A 14,912-nucleotide genomic window follows, 5' to 3' on the forward strand; every position below is an offset into this window, starting at 1 on the left:
CAATCCCGGTTGGGAAGCCTTAGCGCCGGGGCGCTGCCGCTCTCCGCAAGCGGTCGTTGATGGCGACGCCGAGGCCGGTCTCCGGAATCGGCATCACCGCGATGCGCGTGAAATCCGGGCGATCGAGCTCGCGCAGCATGGCGAAGAGATTGGCGGCCGCCTCTTCGAGATCGCCGCTGCTGCTGAGATTCAGCGACCGCGCCGCGGCCGGCGGCTTGGCGCCGAAGGCCAGCAGCGCTTCGCCGGCGCCGACCGAATCCGCATTGAGCCGCAGAGGGAGCAACGGGGCGTAGTGACTCTCCAACTGGCCGGGGCTGTGCAGCGGACCGGATTCCGATCCCGCCTCGACCGGCATCTGCAAGGCTTCGGCAAGCTGCTCGGCGGTGATGCCGCCGGGACGCAGGATCTTCGGCGTCGCATTCAACAGACTGACCACCGTGGATTCGATGCCGACCTTGCACGGCCCGCCGTCGATGATCGCCGCGACCTTGTCGCCGAGCGTCGCCGCGACATGCTCGGCGCGCGTCGGACTCATCTTGCCCGAAGGGTTGGCGCTGGGGGCGGCGAGCGGCAGGCCGCAAATCGAGAGCAGGCCTTGCGCCGCGGGATGCGCCGGCACGCGGATCGCGGCGCTGTCCAGCCCGGCGCTCACCAGCAGCGAGAGTCCGCAATGGACCTTGCGCGGCAAGACCAGGGTCAGCGCACCCGGCCAGAACTTGCGCGCCAGGATTTCGGCCAGCGGCGTCACCTCGACCAGCTTGCCGGCCGCCGCGAGGCTGGCGACGTGGACGATCAGCGGGTTGAAGCTCGGCCGGCCCTTGGCGGCATAGATCGCGGCGACCGCGCGGTCGCTGGTCGCGTCGCCGCCGAGGCCGTAGACGGTCTCGGTCGGGAAGGCGACCAGCTTGCCTTCGCGCAAGGCCGTCGCGGCGAGTGCCAGATTGGCCGCTGTCGGTTCGAGGATCGGCGCGGTCAAGCGCGGGCGCGCCCGTAGGCGATGAAGTGCGGATTGCGGAAGCCCGCCTTTCCGTAGCCGAGCGGCGCGCCATCGGTGGTTTCAACCCGGCCGCCGGCTGCTTCCAGCACGGCCTGGCCCGCCGCGGTGTCCCATTCCATCGTGTTGCCGAAGCGCGGGTAGAGATCAGCGACGCCCTCGGCGATGCGGCAGAATTTGAGCGAGCTGCCGGCGACGATGGTGCCGGCGATGGTGAACTTCTCCTTCGCGCGCTCGATCTCGCCATGGTCGGCGTGGGAGCGGCTGATCGCCATGGTGAGGCCTTCCGCCGGCGCCGCGCGCGCGGTGATCGCTTCCGGCACGCCGGTGCCGATGCGGCGCTCGGCCTTGCCGCGGAGCCCGGCATAGCAGGCATCGGTCGCCGGCAGATAGACGATACCGAGCACCGGCCGGCCGTCCACGACCAGCGCGATGTTGACGGTGAACTCGCCGTTCTTGGCGATGAACTCCTTGGTGCCGTCGAGCGGATCGACCAGGAAGAAGCGCCTCGGCGCCGTGACGGGCACCCCGTCCTTGGCGGATTGCTCCTCGGCGATCACGGGAACCTCGGGCACCAGGCGCGCGAGCGCTTCCAGGATCACAGCTTCCGCCGCGGTATCCGCCTCGGTGACCGGCGAGCGGTCGGCTTTCCGCAGGGTCTCGAAGTCGCGGTTGTAGATGTCGAGAATCACGGCGCCGGCCTTGCGGGCCACCGCCACCAACTCGTCCTTCAAGGCATTGCTGGATATGTCGCTCACGGGAACCTCGGTTTTTTCGGCGGCGGGGATCATAGGGAATGCAGACGAAATAGCCAGTCCACGCCGTCGCGTCGGAAATGGGGCACTTATAGGAGATTGCGGGGGGTGGAACGGGCCTGCTTACCCCAATTACGGGATGCAACCAAGGCGTTCAGCATTCTGTAAGGAAAATAAACCATAGCGTATAGAAAATATCCCTCCTAGAATCTGTGAATTATCACGAGTCGCCCGCTCACCGGGGGGACTTGCGTCTCCCTGCGGCGGGCGATGCAGCGTCAGCGCCCCTCATCCGTCGCTTGCCTCCTCGGTCGAATTGGAACGTTACACCACAGAAGGCCGCGTATGATCGAAGAACACCGTCGATTGACTTTCTCCATGGACGAGCTTGCCACCGCCGTCCTTTCCTACCTGATCACCAGCAAGAAGATGGGCGAGCGCGACAAGCTGGGCCGGATCGCCGTGAGCGAGGGGGCGGACGTCAGCGTCTCGGCAACCATCGTCGCGCAGACCGGCGAACAGTCGCTGGTCGATCTCGGTGCGCAGGTGCTTGGCGCTTTGCTGATCGCCCACTGCATCAAGCGCAAGATCCCGCTGCCGAAGCGCGCGGCCAAGTCGATCACCCGGAACGGCGAGCGTGTCGCCCTGGCATTTTCCCTCTAGGCCGAGGGCGAGCGCATGAACATGACGAGCGCAGGGACCTACACCATGCCCCTGGAAGAGCTTTGGGGCGTGCTGGCCGCGCATCAGCTCTGGCTCTATGGTGAGAAGGGCGGCAAGCGGGCCGACCTCAGCCGACTGCGGCTCGACGGAGTCTCGCTGCGGGGAGTCAATCTCTCCCGCGCCAAGCTGGTCGGCGCGAAGATCATCAACTGCGATTTCGCCGGGGCCCAGCTCGAAGGCGCCGATCTCTACGGCGCCGATCTCACCGGAACCAATCTGAAATCGACCAACTGCTTGAGGGCGGATTTTCGCGGTGCGCAGCTCAAGGGCAGCGACTTCACCGGCGCCGAGCTCTCCGGCGCCGATCTCCGGAGCGGCGCCCTGCTGATGGACGGCGGCGCAACCGACGCATCGGCCGACAGCGAGCTGGAGGAGGGACCGCGCCTGCGCCGCGCCAATCTCGATGGAGCGCGGCTCAGCGGTGCGATCGTCCGCCGGGCGGATCTCACCGGTGCCAGCATGCGCAACGCCAAGCTGGAGGGCGCCGATCTCAGCGGGACGAAGCTCCAGGACGTGGATCTAACTGGTGCCGATCTTTCCCGCTGCGATCTCACCAGCGCGCGCCTCGACCGTGCGAACGTCGCCGGCGCCAAGCTGGACGGCGCGGTGCTGAAAGGCGCGAACCTGATCGGCGTCGACCTCTCGACGCTGGCGCTCTGCAACGCCGACACTTCCGAGAGCATCCGGGTCGATGATTCGCCGGAGGCCTGGAACAAGCTGCAGGAGATGATCGCGCGCCACGTCCGCTGGGTCGATTCCGGCGGCGCGGAAGGCGCGCGCGCGGAGTTCGTGCGCGCGGACCTTTCCGGCCTCGACCTCTCGGGGGCGCGGCTGGTCGGTGCCGTGTTCAAGGAGGCGAAGCTGCGCGGCACCAAGCTGATCGGCGCCACGCTCAACCTGGCGAGCTTCCTCAACTCCGATCTCAGCGGCGCCGATCTCAGCAATGCCGAGCTGCGCGGCGTCCACTTCGATCAGTCGGTGCTGGATGGCGCCAATTTCGGCGGTGCGGATCTCGGCGTCGAAACGGTGCGGATGTCGGCAACCAAATCCGCGGATCATCCCAGCGTGATCTCGGCTTGCACGCTGGTGAAAGCCAACTTCACCGGCGCTTCGCCACGCCGATTGGTCGCCAAGGAAGTGGACTTCGGCAAGGCCGTCGCCGATGCGGCGTTCTGGGACTTGCTGAAGCCGGCGCAGCCGGCGACCTGAGGAAACTACCGCTCGGCCGTCAGTGAACGACGCGCTTCACCAACGCCGGCTCCTTCTCGGCCTCGAAGGCCCCGATCGGCTCCAGCGAGTTCAGCAGGTCTTCCAGCGCATCCGACTGGTCGTCGGAAAGCGCCTCGGGCGCGGCGGCAGCCGCCGGCGATGCCGCATGCAGGGCCGCTTCGTCGATCTCGGCCCGGCAATGGGCGGCGATCTTGCGCAAGAGCTCCGCGGAATCGATCGGCTTGGCCACGAAGTCGTTCATGCCGGCCTCGAGGCAGCGGCGGCGGTCTTCCTGCATCGCGTTCGCGGTCATGGCGATGATCGGCACGGCCTTGCCCATGGCGCCCAGCTGGCGAATGCGACGGGTCGCCTCGAGCCCGTCCATCTCCGGCATCTGCATGTCCATCAGGATCACGTCGAAGCTCCTGGCATGGACCGCCTGGACCGCCTCGACGCCGTTGGCCGCGACCTCGGCTCGCATGCCGGCCTTTGCGAGGATGGTGGTGACCAGCAGCTGGTTGACCTGGTTGTCCTCGACGACCAGCACGCGGAGCAGCGATCCGGTCACGTTGCCCGGCATGAGCTCGGCCGGGGCTGCGCGATGCGGGGTCGCCTCGCCGACGCCGAGCACCTGGGCCACCGCCGAGATCAGCGCCGAGCGCCGGACCGGCTTCGGCAGGCTTTCGTCATAGCCGAGGTCGAGCACCTGGTTGCGGTTCAGCATGGCCGCGGAGGAGGAGAGGATGCATTTCTCGATCGTCACCCAGGGCATCCGCCGCGCCGCGGTCAGGAAGTCCGGTCCGGTCAGGTTCGGCATCATGTGGTCGACGACGGCGAGCGCGATCGGCATGGCAATGGCGTTGCGCTCGAGGTCGGCCAGCAGCACTTCCGGGTCCTCGTAGGAGAGGACGCGGGCGCCGAAGCCGCTCATGTAGCGCGCGAAGATCTCGCGGTTGATCGTGTTGTCGTCGACGATCAGCACGGTGCGGCCGCGCAGCTTGTTGCCGATGACGGCATTGGTGTTGTCGGCATGGTCGCGGCCGAGGCCGAACCGGCCGGTGAACCAGAAGGTGCTGCCGCTGTCGCTGCCGGTACGGGAATCGACGCCGATATCGCCCTGCATCAGGTCGACGATCTGCTTGCAGATGGCGAGACCCAGGCCGGTGCCGCCGAAGCGCCGGGTCATCGAAGCATCGACCTGGCTGAACGGCGAGAACAGCTTGGTGCGTGCCTGTTCCGGCACGCCGATCCCGGTGTCGCGCACCGAGAAATGCAGCTTCACGTCGTCCGGGCCGGCGTCGGCGAGCTCGACGGTCACGCTGACGCCGCCGGACTCGGTGAACTTCACCGCGTTGGACAGGAGATTGATCAGCACCTGGCGCAGCCGGCCGGGGTCGCCCTTCAGCATGGTGGGGACTTCCGGCGAGATGAAGCTTGCGACCTCGATGCCCTTGGTATGGGCGCGGCTGGAAACCAAGTCGATCGTACTGTCGATCACGGAGACGAGTTCGAACTCGATCGCCTCGAGATCGAGCTTGCCAGCCTCGACCTTCGCGAAGTCGAGAATGTCGTTGATGATGGAGAGCAGCGATTCGCCGGATTGCTGCAGCACCTCGACGAAATGCTGCTGCTGGGAATCGAGCTTGGTGTCGGAGAGGAGGCCCGCCATGCCGAGCACGCCGTTCATCGGCGTGCGGATCTCGTGGCTCATGGTGGCGAGGAATTGGGTCTTGGCGACGTTCGCGGATTCGGCCTGCTCCTTGGCGGCGCGCAGATCCTGGGTCATCGCCGCCGCCAGGCGCTCGGCGCGGGTCTGGGCGCGGCTCAAGGACCAGATGATGCCGGCGGCGAGCAGGCTCGCCGCAAGACCGGTCGTCAGCATGACGCTCGGCAGCCGGGTGTCGCGTTGCAGCAGGAAATTCGAGCGGGCCCGGAACTCGAAGGTGAGCATCTGGTCCGCGAACTGCAGGATATCGTGATGGCTGTAGGTCGGGACCGCGCTCATGTCGAACAGGCTGGGCGCGACCGCGGGCGTCGCCGCGCTCGGGCTCGCCGTGCCATAAAGCAGGTTGTCCGGCATGGCCGCGCCCATATAGACCTGGATATCGACCACGTTGGCGGTCTCGGCGACCGCTTCGTTGACCAACTGGTCGAACTCGACTGGCAGCACGACCCAGCCGACCAGGCGCTCGCGGCGCTCATCGACCGATTTCGGCGCGCTGCCCGGGGTGTAGACCGGTGCCAGCACAAAGGCCGATCCGGCGATCTCGCCGACTTCCTCGGTCATCACCTTGGACAGCGTGGTCTTGCCGCTGGTCATCGCGCGGTCCGCCGCCTGGCGCAGCCGCCGGTCTGAGGCGAGATCGAGGCCGAGGAAATTCGGTGCAGCCGAAGCCGGCTCGAACAGCGTGACCGGATAGATCCGATCGGCTTGCGGATCACCGAGCGATTCAATCGAGATGTCGGAGGAATAGGTGTAGAGCCGGGTCAGCAGGCTGACCGCATAGGGCTTTGCGCGTTCGGCATAGCCGATGCCGATGAGGCCGGTCAGCGACTTCCAATCGAGCCCATTGGTGAAGGAGGTCCACTGGTCGGGATTGGTGTTGTTGACGATCTGCACCATGCCGAGGCCGAGCTCGGAGATCAGCGTCAGATGCGCGAGCCGTTCGGTGACCCGTTTCTTGACCAGATCGATCTGATGGACGAAGCGCTCCTCGGCCGTGCGCTCGATCTCGCCGCGCATGACATTGGCGAGATAGAACGAGAGCGCGACACCGCAGACCAGCACCAGGACCGGTAGCATCTTGATGACAAGACGCACCGCTCGTCTGCTGGCTGCGGGGATCGACCGCAATGTCGTCGAGACGACCATGGAGGCTCGCAGAGCTTCGCCCTTTCAGTGGGGAAAACGCAGAGACCCGTACCCGATGATGTGATGGTGCCCAGTTGAGGTGAAAGATTCGTTAAGGGCGCGCTTTTTCGGAGGATGAAGTTCATCCGCCAACCTTCGCAGCCAAAAAGGAAATTGGTCTCAAATTTTAGCTAAAGGCTGGATGTCCTCAGCGGCCGATGAAGCGTGGGTTGCGCTTCTCCAGGAAGGCCTTCAGGCCCTCCTGGAAGTCTTCGGTTTCAGCGGCTTGGCCCTGCAATTCCGCCTCGAGGGCCAGTTGCTGCTCGAGCGAGTGATGGCCGCTGGCATTCAGCGCCTGTTTGGTCAGGGCGACCGCGGCGGTCGGGAGTTGGGCCAGGCGCTCGGCGGTGGCGTCGATCTCTCTCGCAAAATCGGCGTCCGGAACCGTTTTCCAGATCAGGCCCCATTGCTGCGCGGTCTTGGCATCGACCGGCTCGGCGAGCAGAGCAAGGCCCAGGGCGCGGGCCGAGCCCACCAGGCGCGGCATGAAATAGCTGCCGCCGGCATCGGGGACCAGGCCGATCTTGGAGAAGGCCTGGACGAAGCTCGCCGATTCCGCGGCGATCACCAGGTCGCAGGCAATGGCGAGGCTGGCGCCGGCGCCCGCGGCAATGCCGTTGACGGCGGCGAGGACCGGAATCTGCAGGCTGCGCAGCAGCCGGATCGCCGGATTGTAGAGCCGCTCGACCACGGCGCGGACCGCGGCGCCGTCCTCCACCGCACCGGCCTCGCGCAGGTCCTGGCCGGCGCAGAAGGCGCGGCCTGACCCGGTGATGACCAGGGCCCGCGCTTCATCGTCGTTGGCGATGTCGGTCAGCGCATCGTCAAGTTCGCTCAGCATATCGCGGGTGAAGCTGTTCAGCTTCTCCGGGCGATTGAGGGTGATGCGCCGGATGGCGCCCTGGCGCTCGTAGAGGATGCTGGATTTGGTCATGAGAATAATCACTCGAGGTGCGTCGATGCGGGATAATGCCATGGCCGAACAACAATGCTACAGGCAATCCGATCGAGGATGAGGAGCAGCGTGATGGGGAAGTGGCTGGCCGCGGCCGGGCTGAACGGGCTCTGCGGCGTCGGGTTCGGGGCCTGGGCGGCACACGGCGCGGAACCGCTGATCGGGCCGGCTGCGGCCGAATGGGTGAAGACCGGCGCGCAGTATCAGCTCTGGCACGCGGCGGCCCTGCTGGCGTTGATCGGATTGCCGGCCGGATACGCGCGGCTGCGCGGCTGGGCCGGATCGTGCTTTTGCCTCGGCGCCTTGCTATTCTCCGGCAGCCTCTATGGGCTCGCGCTGATCGGCTGGCGCGGATTCGCTTTCATGACGCCGGTCGGCGGCCTGTTCATGCTGCTCGGCTGGTTGCTGTTGGTTGGTTTCGGATGGAAGGCATGGCGCAGCGGACAGTGATGCAGCTTCTGCTCGGCGCGGTCTTGCTGGCGCCCTGCGTTGCATCCGCACAGGATCAGGCGGGACCGCAGGACCTGACCCGCAACACCACCGATCCGATCGATCGGCTGGTCGGGCTGTGGCGCGTGGACAAGATCGAGGGCGCCGCGCCGGCCGATGTCGGATCGGGGCAGGTGTTGCGGATCGATCGCCAATCGGTCGCGACCCTGACGCAGGGCACCTGCAGCAACCCAAGCTTTGACGAGGATCTCGGCGCGATCACCGTGACCTGCCTGGGCCAGGACCTCGCATCGGCCGCCTGGAACCCCGAGCAACCTGGGAATCTCTATTGGGTCGAAGGCGGCCTTAGGGTGGAACTCAGCCGAATCTCCGGCACCGAGGCAATCGACTCCCCGCCGCCCGCCGCCGGGGAAGCGACGCCGGATGAAGGAACCGAAGGAGCCGAGGACGCGGAATGACCACGGCGCTCTACACCCACGCGGCCTGTCTGCAGCATGACACCGGGCCCGGCCATCCGGAACGGATCCAGCGGCTCGGCGCGGTGCTGCAGGCCGTCAAAGGGGCGGAGTTCAACGACGTCGTCTGGCGCGAGGCGCCGCTGGCCGAGATCGCGCAGATCGAGCGGGTGCATGACGCCGACTACGTGCGGCACGCGCTGGCTTCGGTGCCGGAACAGGGCTGGGTGCAACTCGACGGCGATACCGTGATGTCGCCGGGTTCGGGCGAGGCGGCGTTGCGCGCGGCGGGCGCGGTCGCCGCTGCGGTCGGCGCCGTTGTCTCGGGCGAGTTCAAGAACGCCTTCTGCGCCGTGCGGCCGCCGGGACATCACGCCGAGCGCGACATGGCGATGGGCTTCTGCATCTTCAACAATGTTGCGATCGGCGCCGCGGAAGCGCGGGCGGTGCATGGCTTGAGCCGGGTGGCGGTGATGGATTTCGACGTCCATCACGGCAACGGCACGCAGCACATGTTCGACCACGACCCGGGCTTGTTCTTCGCCTCGACCCACCAGATGCCGCTCTATCCCGGCACCGGGGCAATGGGGGAACGCGGCGTCGGCAACATTGTCAACGCGCCACTGCCGCCGGGCGCCGGCTCGGAAGAGTTCCGCGCGGCGATGGAGAGGATCGTGCTGCCAGCGATCGAGCACTTCCGGCCGGAGCTGATCCTGATCTCTGCCGGCTTCGACGCGCACCGCCGCGACCCGCTGGCGGCGCTCGAGTTCGAGAGCGAGGATTACCATTGGGCGACGGCCCGGCTTTGCGCGCTCGCCGAATCCTGCTGCGACGGGCGCGTGGTCTCGACTCTGGAAGGCGGCTACGACCTTGGCGCGCTCGGCGAGAGTGCTGCCGCCCATCTCGCCGCCTTGTGCGAGGCCTGATCTTATCTCCCTGAAGAGACTGGGAAAAGATTGGCCCCTGGCCGCTTGTTTGGGCCGGGAGGGCTATATAGAATGCCGCCGATTCTAGATGAATTTCTGGCGCCGGAGGACCGGCGCCATGCTGCTTTTTCGCAGCGACCATCCCTGGAGAACGAGATGGCGGAGAACCAGAACGCCGGCGGCAAGATACCGGCGGAGATCGCGGCTTTGAGCTTCGAGGAGGCACTGGCCCAGCTTCAGGACCTGGTGAAGAAGCTGGAGCGCGGCGACAACAAGCTCGACGAGGCGATCAGCTCATATGAACGCGGTGCGCTCTTGAAGCAGCATTGCGAGGCCAAGTTGCGCGAGGCGCAGATGAAGGTCGAGAAGATCGTGCTGGGCGCGAATGGATCGGTCGGCACGCAGCCGATGGATACGGACTGAAGAGACGGGGATATTTGGACGTGCAGATCGAACGAGCTTTGAACGAGGCCGCGAGTTCGGCCAACCGGGTGCTGGATGAACTGATCCCGGTGGTCACCGGCAGCGAAGCCCGGGTGGTCGAGGCGATGCGCTACGCCACCATGGGCGGCGGCAAGCGGATCCGCCCGTATCTGGTGCTGAACAGCGCCGCGCTCTTCAATGTCAACCCGGGCTATGCGCTGCGCGCCGCCGCGGCGGTCGAGATGCTGCATTGCTACAGCCTGGTGCATGACGATCTGCCGGCGATGGACGACAGCGACCTCAGGCGCGGCCGCCCGACCGCGCACAAGCAGTTCGACGAGGCGACCGCGATCCTGGCCGGCGACGGCCTGCTGACTTTGGCCTTCGAGGTGCTGTCTCACCCTGAGACCCATCCCGATGGCGGCGTGCGCGCCGAGCTGGTGCATGCGCTGGCGGTGGCCGGCGGTGCGGCAGGCATGGTCGGCGGCCAGATGATCGACCTCTCGGCCGAGAACATGACGCTCGACATCGGCGCCATCACCCGGCTGCAGCGGATGAAGACCGGCGCCATCATCGCCTTCTCCTGCGAGGCCGGCGCCATCCTCGGCCATGCCGGGCCGCAGGCGCGGCACGCGCTCAATGCCTATGCCCATGACCTCGGCCTCGCCTTCCAGATCGTCGACGATCTGCTCGATGCCGAAGGCACCGCGGAATCGATCGGCAAACCGGCCGGCGCCGACGCGGCGGCGGGCAAGGCGACCTTCGTCTCCATCCTCGGCCTGGAGCGCGCGCGCGACCAAGCCCGCCTGCTGGGCGAGCAGGCCAACGCGCATCTCGAGCAGTTCGGCGCCAAGGCCGATCCGCTGCGCTGGATGACCGAGTTCGTGATTTCGCGCAAAAGCTGACACGGGACTGAGATGGCGGAGGGATCCACCATAACCGGTTCCGCCAGCGAGAACCGGGGCAAATGGCCTGCCGAAATTCGCGCGACGGCAAAGCTCGCCGCGCCGATCGCGCTCGCCTTCCTGGCGGAGATCGCCATCGTCGTCGCCGATGCGGTGATGGCGGGAAAGCTCGGCGACGCGGCGATCGCGGCCGAAGGGCTTGGTGCGCATCTGCTGTTCACGCCGCAATTGCTGGCGATGGGCGTGATCTCCAGCGTTGCGGCGCTGGGCTCGCATGCGGACGGCGCCTCGGATCCGGCGATGCTGACGCGGGTCGCGCGACAAGGCATATGGCTGGCGACCCTGCTGGCGATCCCGGTTGTGCTGATCACGTTGACCATTCCGAGCATCCTGCTCTTCTCGGGCTACGACCCGGGCCTGGTCGGCATGATGAGCGGCATGATCTATGTCGGCGCGGCCGGCATTCCGGCCCTGCTCTGGTACACGGCACTCCGCAACTTCGCGACGGTGCTGCACAAGACCCGGATCGTGGTGGTGATCTCGCTGGTCTCGCTCGCCGTGGCGATCGGCAGCAACTGGGTCTTCCTCTACGGCAATCTCGGCGCCCCGGCTTTGGGCGTTACCGGCGTCGGCGTTTCCTGGTCGCTGGCGAGCTGGGTGCAGCTCGCCATCATGGCGGCCTATGTGAAGCGCGAGCCGATCCTCGCCAGATACCGCGTGCTGGCCAATCTCCTGCACGCGGATTGGCGGGTCCTGAAAGACCTGTTTCATGTCGGCTGGCCGATCAGCGCCAGCTATGCCTTCGAGACCGGCCTGTTTCTCGCTTCGTCGCTGATGATGGCGCGGCTCGGCAAGGAGGCGCTGGCGGCGCATACCGTGGTGATCAGCATCTCCTCGGTCTCCTACATGATTCCCTACGGCCTCAGCCAGGCGGCCACGGTGCGGGTCGGCTATTTCACCGGCGCAAGGGACCCGCGCGCCGCGCGCCGCGCCGGCTTCTCGGCGCTGTTGCTCGCTGTGCTCTGGATGATGATCACCGGCACCGCGATGGTGGCGTTGCCGGAGCACCTGGTCGGGCTCTATCTCGACCTCAACGATCCGATGAACGCGGGGGCGCTGACCATCGCCCTGATGATCATGCCGATCGGCGCCCTGTTCCAGGTGGTGGACGGCGTCCAGACCGCCGCGATCGGCGCGCTGCGCGGCGTCAAGGACACGCATGTGCCGATGGTGATCTGCTTCATCGGCTATTGGGTGATCGGTTTCGGCAGCAGCTGGATTCTCACCTTCCCGCTGGAGATGGGCGTGCGCGGCATCTGGCTCGGCATCTTCATCGGCCTCGCGGCTTCAGGCACGCTGCTGACCGCGCGCTATCAGCTGCTCTCCCGCCGGCTGGTCTCGACCGGCATCGTCGCGCATGCCGCGTGACCCGAAAGCGGCGAAGGAGCGCGCCGACAAGCTGCTGGTCGATCGCGGCCTGGCGCCGACCCGGGCGCGCGGCCAGGCGATGATCCTGGCCGGCCAGGTCTATTCCGGCACCAAGCGCATCGACAAGGCCGGCGACCTACTGGCCGGCGATGCCGATCTCAACGTCAAGGGCGCCGATCATCCCTGGGTCTCGCGCGGCGGGTTGAAGCTGGTGCATGGGCTCGATCATTTCGGGCTCGATCCCGCGGGCAAGATCGCGATCGACGTCGGCGCCTCCACCGGTGGCTTCACCGACGTGCTGCTGAGCCGCGGCGCCGCCAAGGTCTATGCGGTCGATGTCGGCCACGGCCAGCTCGCCTGGAAGCTCAGGAACGACTCACGCGTGGTCGTGCTGGAGCGCACCAACGCCCGCAATCTCGACCGCAACCAGATTCCCGACGTGGCCGACATCGTGGTCTGCGATGCGAGCTTCATCGGCCTGGAGACCGTGCTGCCGGCGGCGCTCGCGCTCACCGCGCCCAACGCCTGGGCGGTGGCGCTGATCAAGCCCCAATTCGAGGTCGGGCCCGACCGCGTCGGCAAGGGCGGGGTGGTGCGCGATCCGGCTCTGCACCAGGAGGTCTGCGCGCGCATCGCCGCCTGGTTCGGCGCCCAGGCCGGGTGGACCGTGCTTGGTATCGTCGAGAGTCCCATCCTCGGCCCCGAAGGCAACCGCGAGTTCCTGATCGCGGCACGGCGTGACACATGACCCCGACGCTCCCTGACATTCTCGAAATCCAGTCGCTCGGCGCGCAGGGTGACGGCGTCGCAACGGTGGGCGAGGCGCGGATCTTCGTGCCGTTTGCCTTGCCGGGCGACAAGGTGCGCTGCGAGATGGACGGCCGGCGCGGCGATGGCTGGCATGCAAGACTGATCGAGATCGTGGCACCCGGTCCGCAACGCCTCCATCCGGATGCGCCCTTCGCGCATTGCGGCGGCTGCATGCTGCGGCATTTCGAGCATGCGGCCTATCGCGCCTGGAAGTTCGGCCTGGTGGAGACCGCCTTGCGCCAGCGCGGGCTCGACCTGCCGGCGGGTGCGGCACTGATCGACACGCCGCCCGGCAGCCGGCGCCGGGCCCGCTTCGCGGCCGAGCGCACCAAAGACGGCCTCAACTTCGGCTTTCACATGCCGGAAAGCACCGAGATCGCGCAGGATGCCGAATGCCCGGTACTGTCGCCGCGCCTCATGGAATTGCTGCCGACTTTACGCGAGCTGACCACCGCCGCGCTGGGCGTCGGCGGCACGGCGACGGTGACCGCGACCCTGGCCGACAATGGTCTCGACGTGCTGATCTCGATGGAGAAGCCACTGGAACGCCGCCGCGCCTTGACCGAGGCAGCGGCGAAGGCGCCGATCGCCCGGCTGAGTTGGCAGCGCGGCCGCGGCGAGCCCGAACCCTTGCTGCAGCAGGTCGTCCCCCGCGTGCATTTCGCCGGCATCGGCGTCGACCTGCCGCCCGACGCCTTCCTGCAGCCGAGCGCCGAAGGCGAGGCGGCGCTGGTCGCCGCGACCGTTGCTTACGCCAAGGGCGCGAAGTCGATCGCCGATCTTTATTCCGGCTGTGGCACCTTCACCTTCCCGCTGGCGAAGGTCGGCAAGGTCGCGGCTTACGAAAGCTCGAAACCGGCGGTCGCCGCGATCATCGCCGCCGCCAACCGCAGCGGCCTCGCCGGCCGGGTGACGGCGAAGCCGCGCAATCTCGACGCCTCGCCGCTGCCGCCCGAGGAGCTGAAGCCCTTCGACTGCGTGGTGTTCGATCCGCCCCGCGCTGGCGCCCGCAGCCAGGCCGAGATGCTGGCGCGTTCACGCGTCAAGCACGTGGTCGCGGTCTCCTGCAACCCGGCGAGCTTCGCGCGCGACGCGCGGACGCTGGTCGACGGCGGTTTTGCGCTGGAGAAGCTGGTGGCGGTCGACCAGTTCGTCTGGTCGGCGCATGTCGAGCTGGTGGCGCTGCTGAAGCGCTGACCTACTGCTCGAAGGTGAGCCGCCCGTTGTTGACGCCCCAGGATTTCAGGCGCCGCAGGAATTCCATGCCGAGCAGCGAGAACGGCATCTCGGCCTCGGTCACGGTCGCCGGTATGTCATGCATGACGATCGGCCCGACCTTCAGGGTCTTCAGCCGGATCGGTGCGACCCGGACCGTGCCGTTCGCGGTGTCGGCCGCCATCGTGTAGTCGAGGTATTCCGGCTGCATCCCCAGCATCCGCGCATCATCCGGGGAAATCACGATGGAGGTGGCGCCGCTATCGACCATGAAGCGGACGCTGGAGCCGTCGATCGCACCGTAGACATGATAATGCCCGTCCGCCTCGGCCTGGTAGGCGATCGAGGCCGGGCCGGTCTCGGTGCCGTTGGCCGGGACCAGCTCGGCTGCAAAGCGGTCGCCGAGGCCGCCGAACTGGTCGCGATAGGAGTAGATCAGGATCAGCGCCGCGAAGATGACGCCCCAGGTGCCGAGATGCGCGAGCGTCGTCCCCGGCCGCGCCTGCAGTCGCGCCGCGAGACCGCCGGTCAGGACGGCGAGAATGACGCAGAGATAGATGAGCTGCATGCGCTTGTCGTCGTCGTTGAGCGCGCCCGGCGCGACTTTTGCCGCCAGCGCGACCACGCCGATCAAGACGGCGGCGACAAGGAGCCAAATCCATCGACTTTGCATAGAGGCAGATTAGCCCGCTGCGCCGGGCGCGGGGAAGCCGTTTGGCAAGCCCCGCGCTCCTCTCGGCTCGCATAACCGGC

Annotated in this window: 15 protein-coding genes; 10 read left to right on the top strand and 5 right to left on the bottom strand. The window is 67.1% G+C overall.

Annotation, left to right across the window (positions count from 1 at the left end):
- Positions 1 to 19: 19 nt before the first annotated feature.
- Together ACYQ4T_RS04390 and cysQ are read right to left on the bottom strand one after the other, a co-directional pair.
- The gene (locus ACYQ4T_RS04390; protein ID WP_459851061.1) at positions 20 to 976 is read right to left on the bottom strand and encodes an L-threonylcarbamoyladenylate synthase; all 957 of its coding nucleotides are present in this window, start codon (positions 974 to 976) and stop codon (positions 20 to 22) included.
- Positions 973 to 1,752 carry a 3'(2'),5'-bisphosphate nucleotidase CysQ gene (gene cysQ, locus ACYQ4T_RS04395; protein WP_459851062.1) on the bottom strand — a complete coding sequence of 260 codons (780 nt, stop codon included), beginning with the start codon at positions 1,750 to 1,752 and terminating at the stop codon, positions 973 to 975. Before cysQ ends, ACYQ4T_RS04390 begins: the two co-directional genes overlap by 4 nt.
- 342 nt (positions 1,753 to 2,094) lie before the next feature.
- Between cysQ and ACYQ4T_RS04400 the strand changes: the two genes are divergently transcribed.
- Together ACYQ4T_RS04400 and ACYQ4T_RS04405 are read left to right on the top strand one after the other, a co-directional pair.
- Complete coding sequence (locus ACYQ4T_RS04400; protein WP_459851063.1) at positions 2,095 to 2,412, top strand: hypothetical protein; 318 nt, start codon at positions 2,095 to 2,097, stop codon at positions 2,410 to 2,412.
- A 21-nt stretch (positions 2,413 to 2,433) separates the two neighbouring features.
- Positions 2,434 to 3,681 carry a pentapeptide repeat-containing protein gene (locus ACYQ4T_RS04405; protein WP_459851064.1) on the top strand — a complete coding sequence of 416 codons (1,248 nt, stop codon included), beginning with the start codon at positions 2,434 to 2,436 and terminating at the stop codon, positions 3,679 to 3,681.
- Between the two features lie 19 nt (positions 3,682 to 3,700).
- On the opposite strand, the gene ACYQ4T_RS04410 is transcribed toward ACYQ4T_RS04405, so the two are convergent.
- Together ACYQ4T_RS04410 and ACYQ4T_RS04415 are read right to left on the bottom strand one after the other, a co-directional pair.
- Positions 3,701 to 6,502 (bottom strand): response regulator, encoded by a 2,802-nt coding sequence (locus tag ACYQ4T_RS04410; RefSeq protein WP_459851065.1) that lies wholly within the window; start codon positions 6,500 to 6,502, stop codon positions 3,701 to 3,703.
- A gap of 238 nt (positions 6,503 to 6,740) precedes the next feature.
- Positions 6,741 to 7,526, bottom strand: a complete 786-nt coding sequence (locus ACYQ4T_RS04415) for an enoyl-CoA hydratase-related protein (RefSeq protein ID WP_459851066.1) — start codon at positions 7,524 to 7,526, stop codon at positions 6,741 to 6,743.
- 93 nt (positions 7,527 to 7,619) lie between these two features.
- Here ACYQ4T_RS04415 and ACYQ4T_RS04420 point away from each other — a divergent pair, with 93 nt between their 5' ends.
- The 8 genes from ACYQ4T_RS04420 to ACYQ4T_RS04455 all read left to right on the top strand — a co-directional run bounded on the left by ACYQ4T_RS04420 (position 7,620) and on the right by ACYQ4T_RS04455 (position 14,141).
- The gene (locus ACYQ4T_RS04420) at positions 7,620 to 7,997 is read left to right on the top strand and encodes a DUF423 domain-containing protein (protein WP_459851067.1); all 378 of its coding nucleotides are present in this window, start codon (positions 7,620 to 7,622) and stop codon (positions 7,995 to 7,997) included.
- Positions 7,979 to 8,455 carry a hypothetical protein gene (locus tag ACYQ4T_RS04425; RefSeq protein ID WP_459851068.1) on the top strand — a complete coding sequence of 159 codons (477 nt, stop codon included), beginning with the start codon at positions 7,979 to 7,981 and terminating at the stop codon, positions 8,453 to 8,455. Before ACYQ4T_RS04420 ends, ACYQ4T_RS04425 begins: the two co-directional genes overlap by 19 nt.
- On the top strand, positions 8,452 to 9,378 hold the full coding sequence (locus tag ACYQ4T_RS04430) for a histone deacetylase family protein (protein ID WP_459851069.1): 927 nt from the start codon (positions 8,452 to 8,454) through the stop codon (positions 9,376 to 9,378). The genes ACYQ4T_RS04425 and ACYQ4T_RS04430 overlap by 4 nt, the downstream gene beginning before the upstream one ends.
- A 156-nt stretch (positions 9,379 to 9,534) precedes the next feature.
- Positions 9,535 to 9,801: an exodeoxyribonuclease VII small subunit gene (locus tag ACYQ4T_RS04435; protein WP_459851070.1), complete on the top strand. Its 267-nt coding sequence runs from the start codon at positions 9,535 to 9,537 to the stop codon at positions 9,799 to 9,801.
- A 14-nt stretch (positions 9,802 to 9,815) separates the two neighbouring features.
- The gene (locus ACYQ4T_RS04440; protein WP_459851071.1) at positions 9,816 to 10,706 is read left to right on the top strand and encodes a polyprenyl synthetase family protein; all 891 of its coding nucleotides are present in this window, start codon (positions 9,816 to 9,818) and stop codon (positions 10,704 to 10,706) included.
- Positions 10,707 to 10,718: 12 nt separating this feature from the next.
- On the top strand, positions 10,719 to 12,134 hold the full coding sequence (locus ACYQ4T_RS04445) for an MATE family efflux transporter (protein ID WP_459851072.1): 1,416 nt from the start codon (positions 10,719 to 10,721) through the stop codon (positions 12,132 to 12,134).
- A complete protein-coding gene (locus ACYQ4T_RS04450; RefSeq protein ID WP_459851073.1) occupies positions 12,124 to 12,882 on the top strand; it encodes a TlyA family RNA methyltransferase in 759 nt (252 codons plus the stop codon). The genes ACYQ4T_RS04445 and ACYQ4T_RS04450 overlap by 11 nt, the downstream gene beginning before the upstream one ends.
- Entirely contained in the window at positions 12,879 to 14,141 is a 1,263-nt protein-coding gene (locus tag ACYQ4T_RS04455; RefSeq protein WP_459851074.1) for a class I SAM-dependent RNA methyltransferase, read from the top strand. The genes ACYQ4T_RS04450 and ACYQ4T_RS04455 overlap by 4 nt, the downstream gene beginning before the upstream one ends.
- 1 nt (position 14,142) lies before the next feature.
- Here ACYQ4T_RS04455 and ACYQ4T_RS04460 read toward each other — a convergent pair whose 3' ends face one another.
- Positions 14,143 to 14,784 (bottom strand): retropepsin-like aspartic protease family protein, encoded by a 642-nt coding sequence (locus ACYQ4T_RS04460; RefSeq protein ID WP_459852034.1) that lies wholly within the window; start codon positions 14,782 to 14,784, stop codon positions 14,143 to 14,145.
- Positions 14,785 to 14,912 lie beyond the last annotated feature (128 nt).

This window comes from Dongia sp. agr-C8, from assembly GCF_054658695.1.

Bases quoted from the DNA above. Each gene is read 5' to 3' on its own strand.
- ACYQ4T_RS04400 (WP_459851063.1), top strand. From the start codon at position 2,095: ATGATCGAAGAACACCGTCGATTGACTTTCTCCATGGACGAGCTTGCC.
- ACYQ4T_RS04405 (WP_459851064.1), top strand. From the start codon at position 2,434: ATGACGAGCGCAGGGACCTACACCATGCCCCTGGAAGAGCTTTGGGGC.
- ACYQ4T_RS04415 (WP_459851066.1), bottom strand. From the start codon at position 7,526: ATGACCAAATCCAGCATCCTCTACGAGCGCCAGGGCGCCATCCGGCGC.
- ACYQ4T_RS04420 (WP_459851067.1), top strand. From the start codon at position 7,620: ATGGGGAAGTGGCTGGCCGCGGCCGGGCTGAACGGGCTCTGCGGCGTC.
- ACYQ4T_RS04425 (WP_459851068.1), top strand. From the start codon at position 7,979: ATGGCGCAGCGGACAGTGATGCAGCTTCTGCTCGGCGCGGTCTTGCTG.
- ACYQ4T_RS04430 (WP_459851069.1), top strand. From the start codon at position 8,452: ATGACCACGGCGCTCTACACCCACGCGGCCTGTCTGCAGCATGACACC.
- ACYQ4T_RS04435 (WP_459851070.1), top strand. From the start codon at position 9,535: ATGGCGGAGAACCAGAACGCCGGCGGCAAGATACCGGCGGAGATCGCG.
- ACYQ4T_RS04445 (WP_459851072.1), top strand. From the start codon at position 10,719: ATGGCGGAGGGATCCACCATAACCGGTTCCGCCAGCGAGAACCGGGGC.
- ACYQ4T_RS04450 (WP_459851073.1), top strand. From the start codon at position 12,124: ATGCCGCGTGACCCGAAAGCGGCGAAGGAGCGCGCCGACAAGCTGCTG.
- ACYQ4T_RS04455 (WP_459851074.1), top strand. From the start codon at position 12,879: ATGACCCCGACGCTCCCTGACATTCTCGAAATCCAGTCGCTCGGCGCG.